The sequence below is a fragment of the Phycisphaerales bacterium genome, assembly GCA_016716475.1.
Lineage (GTDB): Bacteria > Planctomycetota > Phycisphaerae > UBA1845 > Fen-1342 > JADJWG01.
In genome coordinates this window covers 1,172,330-1,185,778 of sequence record JADJWG010000002.1, presented here as the reverse complement: position 1 = coordinate 1,185,778, position 13,449 = coordinate 1,172,330, and the positions used below count along the sequence as shown (strand labels likewise).

Genomic DNA, 13,449 nt, shown 5'->3' with positions numbered 1-13,449 from the left:
CGCCATGTAGGGCGGGGAAACCGCTTGCGGCGCTGCGGCTGTGACCGCAGGTCCTGTGGCCGGGGTTTCCTGTGCGGACAGTGCGGGGGTCAGCAGGAGCACAGCCAGCAGGCCGGCGCGCGGCAGCCAATGCGAATGCGACATATGCTACCTCCGCTTGAACATGGCCAGCAGGCGGTCGGTGACGACAAACCCGCCAAAGACGTTAATCGTGGCGAACACCATCGCGAGGAACCCGAAGATCACGCTAAACCAGCCGTCGGTGCCGCCCGCGATGAGCAGGGCACCGACGATCGTAATACCCGAGATCGCGTTGGCGCCGGACATCAACGGGGTGTGCAGCGTCGCCGGCACTTTGGTGATGACCTCGAATCCGAGAAAGATCGCCAGCCCAAAGGCCACCACGCTCAGAGTAAGCGTCTTCAGGTCCACCGTGGAACCGCCGCCACCGGCGGCCAAAACGTCGAGCCATTCCATCATGCCACACCGCCTTCCAGCGCTTTCCGGACATGCTCGTGGCGCACTTCACCGGCGTGCGTGACGAGCGCGCCGGCAATGATTTCGTCTTCCAGGTCCATCCGGAACGTGCCATCCTTCCAGAACTCGAGCAGGAAAGTTGTCAGATTCCGCGAGTACAGCGTGCTGCCATGGACCGGCATGTCCGACGGGAGGTTCAGCGGGGCACAGATCTTGACCCCGTGCACTTCGATGGTCGTGCCTGGTTGCGTCAACTCGCAGTTGCCTCCCGCGGTGGCCGCCAGGTCCACAATCACCGAGCCCGGCTGCATTTTGTCAACCATGGCGGCCGTGATCAACTTCGGTGCTTTCACCCCCCCGATCAGCGCGGTCGTGATGACGATATCGTGCGCCGCGCACTGGGCTCCGATCAATTCCGCCTGCCGGCGGTAGAAGTCGGCGGAAAGCTCTTTTGCGTAGCCGCTGGAGGTCTGGGCATCCTCGTCGCTCTCCACGCCCGCGAATTTGGCGCCAAGACTCTGAATCTGTTCTGCGACCGCACGGCGCGTGTCCGTGGCGGTGACGGTGGCCCCCAGCCGTCGGGCCGTAGCGATGGCCTGCAGTCCCGCGACGCCCGCGCCGATCACGAAGACCTTCGCGGCGAAAATCGTCCCCGCCGCGGTCATGAACATCGGGAAGTAGCGGGGAAACTCGTTTGCCGCGATCAACACGGCCTTGTAGCCGGCAATGTTCGCCATGGACGACAACGTGTCCATCGACTGCGCGCGGGTGGTTCGCGGAATCATGTCAGTCGCGAAGGCGGAGACGTGGCGCGCCACCAGCGCGCGTACCGCCTCGGAGTTCACTGTCGGTTGCAGAGTCGTCAGCAGCTTGACGCCCTGGGGAAACTGTTCGACCTGCGCAGGTGTCGGCGGTTGCACCCCCACGATCAGATCCGCGGCGGTAAACGCCTCCGCAGCGGTCGACGCCACGGTTGCCCCCTGGGCCAGATAACTTTCGTCAGAAAAGTACGCGTTCGCCCCCGCCCCGGCCTCGATCACGACTTCGATGCCTTTCGCTTTTAGCTTCTTGACGGATTCCGGTACGAGCGCGACCCGCCGTTCACCGGCGCGGGTCTCTTTCGGCACCGCGATCTTCATGGGTTCCTCGCTGTTGCCCTGCTACGGCGCCCGGTTGCCGCGCGACCACGCGCCGACGAGCCGTAAAGGGAATGCATTGTAACCCTCCGTGTCCGTTGGTAAAGCGCGGCGCTCGCCTCCGATCTCTCAGCCCATCGACAGTCTGGCAGCATATCCACCTATACCCCCCATACCGGCACGGCTCCTGCTATCCTCCAGTAGACCACCATCCTCAGGAGTGCCCACTCATGCTCGTCATGCTCGCCGGCCTGCTCATGATCGCCAGTCAGCCCACTGCCGCCCCGCCCGTGCCCATCGCGACCGGCTTCCTCTTTAAGACCCTCGAGCTCGATGGTGAACGCTACGCCTACACCGTCTTCGTCCCACCCGACTACACGCCCGAAAGGGTGTGGCCCTGCATCCACTTCCTGCATGGCTCCGGCGAGCGCGGCTCCGACGGCTTCAAGCAGACCGAGGTAGGTATCGGCCGCGCGCTGCGCCTCGACCACCGCCGTATTCCCGCCCTCGTCGTGATGCCGCAGTGCCGCAGCGGCCAGAGCTGGACTGGCGCAATGGCGCGACTCGCCGTCCGTTGCGTAGAACAGACCTCACAGGATTACCGTCTGGACCGCGAACGGCTCTACCTCACCGGGCTGTCGCTGGGCGGCCACGGTACCTGGCTGCTCGCCGCCAGCCACCCGCGCGTTTTCGCCGCGATTGTGCCCGTCTGCGGCTTCGCCGAATTGGGCGACAGCACCGGCCTCGACCGCCGCCTCGCAGAGCAACTGGTGGAGATACCGACCTGGGTCTTTCACGGCCGGGCCGATCGCAACGTACCCGTACAGAAGTCGCGTGACATGGTCGCACTTTTGCGGGCCGGGGGTGGGGAAGTGCAATACACCGTGTACGAGGATGGGGCCCACGCGATCTGGGACCGGGTTTACAGTGACGCGGCACTCTGGACATGGCTCTTCGAGCAGCGTCGACCGGTACCGGCTGTTGAACCCGCCAAAGGGTGATGATTGTTCGGTTATCATTTGATTGGAGTGCGATCGCTTGAAAACCCAGGCGCTAGATCTAACGTAACATGTTTATTGGCAGTTGTTTACGCGTATATAAACGAACATCGGGCTACGGCAAGATTGGCGTGCAACCATTGTCCGGGCATGATACCATGTGAATAATTCAGGAGGCGTGCTGTTTGCGCGCACGGCCGTTCACTCGGACCATGATGAGGAGGTCGGAATGCAATCTGCGGGGCTAGGCTGGATGCTTACGGGGGTCTTGGTGTGCTGGGGGACGATGGCCTTAGGAGCGGATGTGCCGGTGGCACCTCCGACAGAAACTTCCGCGGACGGTCTGAGTGCCGAAATCGAGTTACAGCCACCGCTGCCCGCTACCCGTGAGGGTGGCACGCCGTACGACCCCAACCAACCGTTGACGCCGTACGTAATCCGGGCGCAACGCGATCAACCCGGGGGTTTGATCGAGTCGGCACCGGAATATGCACCTGTCCGCGGTGTGCTCTATTCGTACGTGCCGGGGCAGTGGACCAGCGTGGTCGTGAACCTCGTCGCCACCTTGACAGCGCCCGCCAACCGAGACGAAATCGCCTATGTGGTCGTATCCAGCACGGCCGTGCAGAGTGCAGCGTCCTCGGCGTTCGCCGCAGCCGGCGCGAATCTCTCCAAGGTGCAGTTCATCCTCGCGCCGCTCGATGCGCTGTGGATCCGCGACTATGGCCCGCATTTCATCTGGCGGGACGGTGCGCTGGGCATCTCGGACAGCCATTACTACCCGAATCGCTCGCGCGACAATTTCATCCCCACGCTGGTGGGCGACGATTATTTCCTCATGCCGACCGACGATCTGCCCCTGTACTTTTCGGGCGGAAACTTTATGCCGGGTCCGAATCGCACTGGCTTTGTCACGGCCCTGATCAACCTCGACAACCCGGCGAGCGAGGGCTTCAATGCGGACTTGATCGCCGAGCTGTACCAGGCCTACCTCGGCATCGATGAGTTGCACGTCATGCCGCAGTTGCCATTCAGCGTCGACGGCACCGGCCACATCGACATGTGGTTCTACATTGTCGATCCACAGAACGTGATCATCGCCCAGTTCAAGCCGGGCTCGAACGCGACGGCCGTCACGATTACGGAGAACGCCGTCCCCTACATGCAAAACCTTGGGTATACGGTGCACCGGGTGCCGGCCTGGCACAATACCCGGGCGCACTACAGCTACACGAACGCCTTTCGCGTGAATGATCGTATCTTCATCCCGACGTACGGCGCCGGCAGTTCGGCTTACCTCGCCGATGATGCCGCTGCGCTGGCCGTGTGGCAGCAAGCTGCCGGCCCGGGCGTGGAGATTGTGCCGATCAACTGCTGGGACATCATCCCCGCCTCCGGCGCCATCCACTGCATCGTCAAACAGGTGCCGCGCTACACGGGCGCGACGCCGGCCGTGCAGGTGATCTATCCGCGTGGCGGCGAACTGCTTGTCGCCGGTGAGACGATCACGATCGAATGGGTTGCCACCGATACGAACAACGCCCCGCTCGCGGAGATCGACCTGGAGTACTCCGCGGACGGTGGGCGGTCGTACGAGTGGATTGCCTCACCAGCCGATACAGGCAAGTTCATCTGGACCGTGCCTGATGAACCCAGTGCCGATGCGCGCATCCGTGTCACCGCTCAGAGTGCCGGCGGCGCGGTGGGGATGGCGACCAGTGCTATGCCCTTCGAGATCGTCAATGCACCGCAGACCCGCTATGACTTTGCGGTGACGCCCACCGCGATCGCCGCCTTCGGCTACCAGACCTCGAACTGGATCCCGATCCAGATCCAGCGCCGGCCGGTGAACACCTCGGTTGGGCTGGCGATCGCCAATGGGATCGCGCAATCGGGTGACAACGTCTGGTACACGAGTCTGTCACCGTCGACCGGCTGGGAGTCGACGCACGTATTCGACTTTCAGATCAACGAGAATCCGGCCGAGTTGCTCAAGATCGACGTGACCTGGCGGGGTTATGCCGACGCTTGCACTCAGGTTGAACTCTATGTCTGGGACAACGTGGCCAACACTTGGGGCGACGGGCAGGGCCTGCTCGGACAGAATCGCTTCTTCGACAACTGGGCCGGCAACCGCGACGGTCTCCTGACAGGCACGATTCGCACGGACTTCGAGCGCTACGTGGATGCTAATGGCGTTATGACCTTGCTGGTTTACGCCGAGCGCGGCACTTTCTCGGGAACCGTGGTGCGCACGCGGCATGACTACCTCAGCGCGGTCGTCACCACCCAGCCACCGCTGCCGACGTACTGCCCCGGCGACATGAACTGTGATACGCTTGTCACGTTCGCCGACATTTCACTTTTCATTGCGGCCATCAAGACGGCCGACCCAGCCGACTGGCCGTTCGATCCCGTGGGCGGGGTGTGCGCCTATGAGAATGGCGATTTCACCGGGGACGGCCTCGTCACGTTCGCCGACCTCTCCGGTTTTATCGCCGCGATCAAGACGAATCCGGAACCGTGTGAGACGATGATTCCCTAGCAGTCGGGCGTTCTGCCCCACGGAGTCCCAGTGCAGTTTCCAGGGCGGCTGGCGCATGATCCATGCGTCGGCCGCCTGCTGCTTGCTTCGAACCGCTCTTCCCCCACTGGTGGTGTCAAGGTTCCAAGTGGGCAACTGCGGCCGCCTTACAGAGCAGGCCGGAGGGCGCTCCTGACCATGTTCAGCCGCAGCTCCCAGAACCCGTCGCCGCGATCTCGCCGCGCTGGTGATATTGCCCCTCTGCTGTTAGCATGGCGCTTCGCCTGAGGCGACGGCTGGGCCGGTGCAGTGCGTCCGTCGGATAACGGGTCAGGCCTTGACGGGAGCAGCCCACCCGGTGTGGCCCACGTGCAACGATCACCTGGTCGAAGCCTCAGGTTTTTCTTCGAAAGCGCCCGCGCGGGCGCTGTCAACTGAGTGGGCGTCGGCACCGGCGGGATGCGGTCTCGTGAGCGATCCCGACGGCGGCCTCTGAGTCACAAAGCGCAGTATTGCCGTGGCCTATACCGTCCTCGCGCGCAAGTATCGCAGTCAGACCTTTGTCGAGGTCATCGGCCAGGAAGCCATCGCAACCACGCTCACCAATGCGATTGCGACTGGTCGCATCCACCATGGCTATCTCTTCACCGGCACCCGCGGGGTCGGCAAGACGAGCATGGCCCGCATCCTTGCGAAAGCGCTGAATTGCCTCTCCTACGACACACCGACTGCCACCCCCTGCGGAAATTGTGATGCCTGTCGCAAGATTGCCGAGGGGCAGGATGTCGACGTGCTCGAGATCGACGCTGCCAGTAATACCGGCGTGGAGAACATCCGCGAATTGCGCAGCAATACCGCTTATCGTCCGGCACGCGCGCGTTTCAAGGTTTACATCATCGACGAGGTCCACATGCTGTCGATCAGCGCGTTCAACGCGCTGCTCAAGACCCTCGAAGAGCCCCCTGAGCATGTGAAATTCATCCTCGCAACCACTGAGATTCAGAAGGTTCCCGCAACCATCCAGAGCCGCTGCCAGCGTTTCAATTTCCGCAATATCGGCCCCGAGCCGATCGCCGCCCGCCTGACCGAGATCGCCGCGGCCGAGGGTACCCAGGTTGAGTCGGCCGTCGTGCAGCGCATCGCTCGCCTCGCAAACGGCTCGATGCGCGACGCCCTCAGCATCCTTGATCAGTTGCTCTCCGTCTCTCCGTCGCAGCTCGACGCCGGGGTGCTCGATGAACTGCTGCCGCCGGCCCAGAACGAGCAGGTCTTCGCCCTTTTCGAACAAGTCGGTGCGGGTGACGTCGCCGGAGTACTCCGGGGGCTGGATGCGATCCTCGGCGCCGGTCGCGGTATCGAACTGTTCTGCCAGGACGCGATCGATGTTGCGCGGACACTGCTGTTGCTCCGCACTTGCGGCGCCGATACGGGCATGGTCGATGTGCCGGCCGCGGCCCGTGCAAGTTACGTTGCACTGGCGCAGAAATTCGAGCTCTCGCATTACGTACAGATGATCCCGATGCTTGAGGAACTCCGTCGGCACGTACGCTTCAGCAGTGCCGGGCGGGCCCTCGCAGAGGTGACGATGCTGCGCCTTGCCCGGCTGCGCGAATGGACCGCCATCGAGCAGCTCCTGCGACAGTTACCTGCGGAGGGTGACGGCGCGGATCAAAAAAAAAAGAGCGTAGCTGACGAGACCACCGAGTCGTTGGCGACGTGTGAGCCGGCACCGCCTGTTGCAGCGCGACCGCGGATCAGGGAACTCGCTGACGTAGCTCCCTCCGAAACTGCGCCGTTACGACCGATTCCTGCGGAGACCCGCGTTCCGGCATCAACCGAGGCCGCCCTGGTTCGTGCGGTTGCCCCGTCGGCCGCTGCGACAACCCGGAGCGGCGCTGAGGGGGCGCCGTCCGAGCGGTCACGTGGCATTGAGGTGTCCAATGAGGAGCGCCGCCGGGCGGAGGAGGATCCCATCGTCAGGCAGGCCATCGAACTGTTCGACGGGGTCGTAGTGAGTGTGGAGCGCAGCCCGCCGGAGGGCCCGCCTGCCCTCACGCCATCGCAGAAGAAGTAATATTGCCGGTGTGCCTAAGTGCCCCGGTTGCTGGGAGTGATGCATGTTCGGCAATCTCGGTTCACTGATGAACCTGATGAAAAACGCGGGTGCGATCAAGGAATCCATGCGCGCGATGAACGAGCGGCTTGGGGCGGCCCGCATCGTCGGAGAGGCCGGCGGCGGGCAGGTGCGTGCCACGGTCGACGGCCGGGGCGAAGTGGTTTCCCTGCGGATCGAGCCGGCACTTGTCCAAAGCGGCGACGTTGAACTGCTCGAGGAACTGACGGCTGCGGCCGTCCGTGATGCTGTGGCTCGCAGCCGCGAGGCAGTGCAGAAGGAAATGCAGCAACTCACCGGCGGAATGGACCTGTCAGGTATCGAAAAGATGTTTGGGGGCGGTTTGCCCGGTTTGTAAACGCTGCGGCGGCACACTACGGTTCGCGCGCGAGGGTAACCATGTCGATTCCACAAGCCGTGCGCCAGTGCCGCGACGAGCGGAAACCGAATTTCTCGTAGAGCGCTAGCGCCGGAATGTTGCCACACGCCGTGGAGACCGTCACGGTTGTTTTGTCCAGAAGCGCAAGCAGGTGTGCCAACAGGAACGTACCCATGCCGTGGCGAAACCACGCGGGTCGTACGGCAAAGGCGGCAATGTTCGCGGTGGGGCCATTTGTGGTTTCGACTTCCGCCACCGCCGCGAGTTCTTGGTCCCGTTCACAGCCGAAAAAGATCGACGGGGCCCTGGCAATGTCGGACGCACTGCGCCGCAAGGGTGGGAAGTCCGCCACGCCGATCAGCGCGGCCTCAACCGTATACGCTTCAAAGAATAGCCGGCGAACCTCCTCGGCCTGGGTGGTGTCCGTGTGCATGAGTGTGCGGCAGTGCATTTTGCAGCTCCTGTTGCACAGGAATGCAATTCGAGGACGCGCGGCCGATTCTCACTACCCTTGCGGGTACGACGAATGCCGACCTGGCACTTGAGCGCAGTGCCGGGTAGTGACCAGGTGTGAAAGCAGGACTACTCGCGAAGGGCTGCTGGCGCTACCGTTCCACCGGCCAGTTGTCTGTCCGGAATGGCGACGCCGGGAGGCCCTCCCGGTTCATCAGGTTCGGCTCCGCGCGCTGGCTCCACGCGTACCGTACGGCGACCGGTTCTGGTACCGCCTCGCTATGCACGACCACCGTGTCGCTGTCGAGCACGGCCTGTGCGGGTACGAAACGGCGATCCACACCGGCGATTTCAAAGTGCGATGGCGCTGCGCCATCACGTGTCGCCAGCCCGCCGCCCGTGTGTCGGAACCGAATTCGCACCCGGCCATCTTCCGCCGTCATCCCCGCGTACAACGGGCCGGAGTACACCAGTTCCGCACGGCCGTAGGTATTTGCCAGGGCCCACAGCGCCAGGCGGTGGCCGACATCGTGCTTGTTCTTGGGGTGGATGTCGTGGACGTCACCGATGTCGACCGTGACCGCCATCCCGGTTTGGGGTAGGGCGAGTGCGGCCATCTGTGCTTCCCAGATGCGCGGCAGTTGTTCACCGGTGTAGATCAACCCGTAAGGTGCGAGTTGCACATAGTAGAATGGGAAGTCGCCCTGGTTCCAGACCAGCCGCCAGCCGCGGATGAGCGCCTCCATCTTGTCACGGTACAGCATGCCGTCAGGATGGTTCGATTCACCCTGGTACCAGATCACGCCGCGCAGCGCAAACGGCACGAGTGGATGGATCATGCCGTTATACAGTGCCGTCGGTCCGCTCGGTTGCTCCAGCGGGTGTACCGGCCACGCGGGCGGTGGCGCTGGTGGTGCGCCGCGCTCCACGGCCGCCCGGGCGTTCGGGAGCCACGCTTCGAAGGCCGCGAGCGCGTCCCGCGTTGCGGCCAGGTGGCTGGATTGGGCTTGCTCTGTCGCAGTTAGGATGTCACCCAGGGTAGGCAACAGGGCCAGGCCGGCGGAGGGTGTCCACGGCTCAATCCTCGTGCCACCCCACGCGGACAGGATGAGTCCGACGGGAACATCAAGTTCAGTATGCAGAATGCGGCCGTAATGATATGCAACCGCGGAGAACCCCACGTTCCATCCGCCGCCAGTGCCGACATTCTCAGGTGTGCAGATTTGCCACTCGCCCTCAACATCATCCTGTGGCTCAGGTGTCGCACGGTGGGGAACGCGGAAGAAGCGGATGCGGGGGTAGTCGGCGGCGGCGATCGTCGTGTCGGGGTCGGAGCTGGAGCGCAGCCCCCACTCCATATTGGACTGGCCCGAACAGAGCCAGACTTCGCCGACGAGGACGTCGTCGAGCTTCAGCGTATTGGTGGCGCGGATAGTGAGCGTGTGTGGTCCGCCGGCAGCGCGCGGCGGCAACGTTACCGACCACTGCCCGGTATCGTTTGCGGTTGTGAAGACCGTCGAGTCCGCAAACTCGATGGTGACGGTTTCACCGGAATCGGCCCAGCCCCAGACCGGGATCGGTTGATCGCGCTGAACGACCATGCCCGCGCCGAAGATGTGCGGCAGACGCACCGCGGCCCCGGCCGTCGTCGCGAGGGTGAACATAAGGGCGCACGTCAGTAAGCGGCTGGTCGTATGCCGGTTCGACAGGCGGGTAGGCATGGGTTCTCCTTTTGGGAATTCACCGCGCGCATCGTACCGCGCATCCGGCGTAACGAGTGCACCCGGCCGCAAGTATGTCCACGTGCGGTGGTGGGTGGTCACCATGGACGGCGGGCCGGCTGCTAATCGTCAAACTCCAGGATGAAGGCCGTGGCCAAGCCGCTGAAGACTAGCACTGCTGTTGAGACCAACAACCATTGCCTCAATGTAGATCGGCGCCGGATCCACCGCCCGAATCTCAGCACGCATGCCAACGCACCACCGGCGAGAACCAGCATCCACAGCAGGATGCGAGCACTGAACTCGGTCCACCAGGAGCCCGGGGCTTGAAAAACTGCGAGCAGGCACATCAGCAACGCCCCACCCAAGGCGATTGCGCAGACGGCAAGAAGTGTCAGGTAGGCCGCCATTCGCGGCTCGACCAATGCGATGCGCAGCCGCAGTGCATCGCCGCACTCGGGGCAGCGCAGTGATTGGAGCTGGCGCAGGTTATAGCCGCAGCGTGGACACGGCTCATCGCGGTCAGCCAGGTAGTGGCGGAGTAGCTCGGTGGCCGGGTCTGGTCTGCCTGCCGGCTTCCATTCGTCTTCGTGGCTCACCAAGTTGCCCTCGCAGTTACGGAATGCCCGGCCGAATGTGGTACAAACACCATGGGGCATTCTAATCGCCAGTTAGACAAGGCAAGGTTATCTTACCAGTAGACACGCGGTCCGTGGGCTATGTCGCCTGCGACTGAACCACGCGCCCCGTTGAACGAGTACCGAGTTGCCTTGTGGCCGTTACCGGTGAGAGTCGCCCCAAGCGAACAGCGGCAGAAAAGCGAGGGAGACATGGCTGCCAAGAGAACACCTACAGACGCGCTGGGCCTGCACGAGGAGTTGCTGCTGCTCGCACTGCACGATGAGCGCGGTACGGTGGACTGGCGCGCCAAGGGGTTGCGTTTTGCCCTATCAGGTGCACTCCTCGGTGAACTCCTGCTGCGCGGCGGTATTCGGCTCGAGGACGAGCGCAAGCACTTCGTGGAAGGCCTGCGCGCGGCACCGTGGGGGGATAATCTGCTGACCGAGACCATGGTGCGGATTGCGGCCAGTAAGCGGCGCCAGCGCCTGCGGGTCTGGGTCGCACGCCTGGGTGGAACGCGGCGGCTCATTGAACGCATCGCACTGCAACTCGTCGAGCGTGGTGCGCTACGGGTTGCCGAAGAGCGCGTGCTGTGGATCTTTCGACGTCGCATTTATCCAGAACTCGACGGGCGGCGCGAGCGTGCGCTTCGCGCTCGCATTGAAAGTGCGATCAAGCAGACCGGCCCCGCACCCGATGAGCGGACCGTTTTTTTGATTGCCCTGGCGCATACCGCGGGTCTGCTGACCGTGGCGTTTGGACGGCCGTTCGTCCGGGAGCACCGGCAGCGGATCAAGTCCCTGGGAGAGGGTAACGTGCTGGCGGGCGCGGCCCGCGCGGCGCAAGAAGCCGTTGCGGCCGCAGTTGCCGCGGCAACAGCGGCCGCTGCCGCGGCGGCCGCAGCCGGCTGAATGACGCCGGGTTGTGCGGAGTTCGCTCCGGTACTGCGACTGGGGGGGTCGCAGTACTTTCTTGCATGCGGCCTGCAGCGTCAGGGCGACGGGACACAGATCGTCACTGACAACCTCGATGAATGCCCGCGGTCTGCTGCGTGTTCATAGCAGGATGAAGATATTGCTCGGTGCGGGGACCCGCTCGATTGGCCCAGGCCCGTTTTCACTGTGGCTGGGCTCAAGCACCACTTGCTCCTCGCCCGCGATTGTGACCTTGCGCGGGATGCCCGACACGCGCACCCACGCGTCTTCCGGCAGGTCATCCCCGTCGAACGGCACCACCACCCACACGGGAATCACATCGGCCACGCAGCACGCCATTACGAAGCGGAACAGGTCAAAAACATCCTCGCCATCCCGGTGGGCCACTTGGCCGAGCAGTGTCACCTCCTGGCCTTCGAAGCGGTCGATCTGTTGCAGCAGATCGAGGATCGTCAATTCGCCGCGCTGGAAGTTGAGCGATCCGCTGAGTCCGGGCAGCCCCAGGCCCGCACCCGCTTGCCGCCGCATATGCTCGCTGCCCAGCGCGCGGGTTGGGTCGATGGCCGTCATGTAGATCAGCGGCAGCAGCAGCAGCGCCGTCTGCGACCACCGCAGGAGTGTGTGGCCGTGGCTCGGGCTGCGGCCGATGCGGGCGTAGGTGGCGGCAAAGAAGCACACGGTCAGCACGAGTCCGCCGGCGATAAGGGGCCAGAGCCGTTCGCTGAGAAAAGCTTCGTAGCGCAGTGCGCCACCCGCGGCAGTGCTGCTGAACAGCCAGAGAAAGCCCATGAGCCAGGCCGCGAGCGTCGCCAGGCGCAGGAACGTGGTGAGTGAGAAGGTCGAGTGCGTGTTCATGGCTGGCTCCAGGCGAGTGCGTCAAGTGCCAGCATCATGGCGAAGACAAAAGCGAGCATAAGCACAATCATGAGGATCAATGCCGGACGACGGACGAAGCTCAGGTACATGGCGACCAGCTTCAAGTCGAGCATCGGGCCGAGCACCATGAAAGCCATCTGGGCGGACAGCGGCAGCGTGAAGCGGAAGGTGGCCGCGACGAACGCATCGGCCTCGGAGCAGAGGTTCAGCAGTATCGCCAGCAGCATCATCACACCGATCGCCGCGGCCGGTGTGTTGGCGAGGTCCATAAAGAACTGGCGCTCGATCAGGTAGGTCTGGCAGATCGCGGCGGCAAACGCGCCCACGATCAGGAACTGGCTGATGTGCAGGAAGTCGTCCGCGGCGTGCTCGACGCTGTGGACAAGTCGGCCGAAGAGCGGCGGCTTAGGCCGCGGTGTTGCGTGGGTCGCTACCGTGGGGGCTGCACCCGGTTCGGCTCCAGCCACAGTGTCAGCAGCCCAGCAGGGATCGTCGGAGTGGCTATGGGTATGGCCGTGGTCGTGGTGGGGTCCGGTCTCCGCGATGCCGGGTAGCAGGGCGCGCTGGCCGGGGAAGAAAGTATCGACGATGAGTGCGATGGCAACTGCGATCGCGAATCCGGCGATGAGACGTGTGGCGACGACGGTCATGTCGCCGGTGTAGGCCACGGCGGTCGACGCTGCGACGATCGGGTTCACGATGGGACCTGCGAGCAGGTACGCGACCGCCACCGAAAACGGCACGCCTTTGCGCACAAGGCGGCGCGTCACCACTATCACGGCGCATTCGCAGACGGGCAGGACGATACCCAGCAAACCGGCCGCGAAAATCGCCGGTAAAGTCCGCTTCGGCAGCAGTGCCGTGAGACGGTCCCGCGAGACGAAGACCTCGATGAAGCCGCCGATGAGCGAGCCCAGCATGACGAAGGGCAGCGCTTCAAGCACGATGCCGGTAAATTTTGAACCAAGCGTGTGAACGCGGCCGTCGGACCGGAACGCGAGCAGAAAGATGACGGCCCCGATCGCGAAAACCAAGCCGAGCAACGGCCAGAGTTGGATCCGGGGCTGCGTCGGCGCTGCGACGGCAGCGGTGGGACTGACGGGCAGGGGCTTGTCCAGAAGAACCTCCTGGGCAAATCGCGGGTTCGGAACGCCTTGTCGCATTGTAGCGTCGCCGCTGTAGATGCGCGGGATCTACCAAGAATCGCTGTGCGATG

The 13,449-nt window shown here is 63.7% G+C and carries 12 protein-coding genes and 1 other RNA gene; 6 read left to right on the top strand and 7 right to left on the bottom strand.

Translation table 11 applies throughout. The features are described 5' to 3' along the window. Positions 1-147: 147 nt before the first annotated feature. Complete coding sequence (locus IPM18_12595) at positions 148-477, bottom strand: NAD(P) transhydrogenase subunit alpha (GenBank protein MBK9120421.1); 330 nt, start codon at positions 475-477, stop codon at positions 148-150. Beyond that, positions 477-1,616 carry a Re/Si-specific NAD(P)(+) transhydrogenase subunit alpha gene (locus IPM18_12590; GenBank protein MBK9120420.1) on the bottom strand — a complete coding sequence of 380 codons (1,140 nt, stop codon included), beginning with the start codon at positions 1,614-1,616 and terminating at the stop codon, positions 477-479. Before IPM18_12590 ends, IPM18_12595 begins: the two co-directional genes overlap by 1 nt. 227 nt (positions 1,617-1,843) lie before the next feature. Here IPM18_12590 and IPM18_12585 point away from each other — a divergent pair, with 227 nt between their 5' ends. The 5 genes from IPM18_12585 to IPM18_12565 all read left to right on the top strand — a co-directional run bounded on the left by IPM18_12585 (position 1,844) and on the right by IPM18_12565 (position 7,606). Continuing rightward, on the top strand, positions 1,844-2,614 hold the full coding sequence (locus tag IPM18_12585) for a prolyl oligopeptidase family serine peptidase (protein ID MBK9120419.1): 771 nt from the start codon (positions 1,844-1,846) through the stop codon (positions 2,612-2,614). A gap of 307 nt (positions 2,615-2,921) precedes the next feature. Then, positions 2,922-5,156, top strand: coding sequence for an agmatine deiminase family protein (locus IPM18_12580; protein ID MBK9120418.1), 2,235 nt, complete (start codon positions 2,922-2,924; stop codon positions 5,154-5,156). A 272-nt stretch (positions 5,157-5,428) separates the two neighbouring features. Further along, an RNA gene (ffs, locus tag IPM18_12575) (signal recognition particle sRNA small type) lies at positions 5,429-5,526 on the top strand. A gap of 126 nt (positions 5,527-5,652) precedes the next feature. Further along, positions 5,653-7,209 carry a DNA polymerase III subunit gamma/tau gene (gene dnaX / locus IPM18_12570; GenBank protein ID MBK9120417.1) on the top strand — a complete coding sequence of 519 codons (1,557 nt, stop codon included), beginning with the start codon at positions 5,653-5,655 and terminating at the stop codon, positions 7,207-7,209. 43 nt (positions 7,210-7,252) lie between these two features. Further along, positions 7,253-7,606, top strand: coding sequence for a YbaB/EbfC family nucleoid-associated protein (locus IPM18_12565; GenBank protein ID MBK9120416.1), 354 nt, complete (start codon positions 7,253-7,255; stop codon positions 7,604-7,606). 16 nt (positions 7,607-7,622) lie between these two features. On the opposite strand, the gene IPM18_12560 is transcribed toward IPM18_12565, so the two are convergent. The 3 genes from IPM18_12560 to IPM18_12550 all read right to left on the bottom strand — a co-directional run bounded on the left by IPM18_12560 (position 7,623) and on the right by IPM18_12550 (position 10,400). Next, a complete protein-coding gene (locus tag IPM18_12560; GenBank protein ID MBK9120415.1) occupies positions 7,623-8,078 on the bottom strand; it encodes a GNAT family N-acetyltransferase in 456 nt (151 codons plus the stop codon). Positions 8,079-8,232: 154 nt separating this feature from the next. Beyond that, positions 8,233-9,801, bottom strand: coding sequence for a 9-O-acetylesterase (locus IPM18_12555; GenBank protein ID MBK9120414.1), 1,569 nt, complete (start codon positions 9,799-9,801; stop codon positions 8,233-8,235). A 122-nt stretch (positions 9,802-9,923) separates the two neighbouring features. Then, positions 9,924-10,400 (bottom strand): hypothetical protein, encoded by a 477-nt coding sequence (locus tag IPM18_12550; protein ID MBK9120413.1) that lies wholly within the window; start codon positions 10,398-10,400, stop codon positions 9,924-9,926. A 231-nt stretch (positions 10,401-10,631) separates the two neighbouring features. Between IPM18_12550 and IPM18_12545 the strand changes: the two genes are divergently transcribed. Beyond that, a complete protein-coding gene (locus IPM18_12545; protein ID MBK9120412.1) occupies positions 10,632-11,333 on the top strand; it encodes a GPP34 family phosphoprotein in 702 nt (233 codons plus the stop codon). Between the two features lie 144 nt (positions 11,334-11,477). On the opposite strand, the gene IPM18_12540 is transcribed toward IPM18_12545, so the two are convergent. Beyond that, positions 11,478-12,212, bottom strand: a complete 735-nt coding sequence (locus tag IPM18_12540) for a hypothetical protein (protein MBK9120411.1) — start codon at positions 12,210-12,212, stop codon at positions 11,478-11,480. Further along, entirely contained in the window at positions 12,209-13,396 is a 1,188-nt protein-coding gene (locus tag IPM18_12535) for a permease (protein ID MBK9120410.1), read from the bottom strand. Before IPM18_12535 ends, IPM18_12540 begins: the two co-directional genes overlap by 4 nt. Positions 13,397-13,449 lie beyond the last annotated feature (53 nt).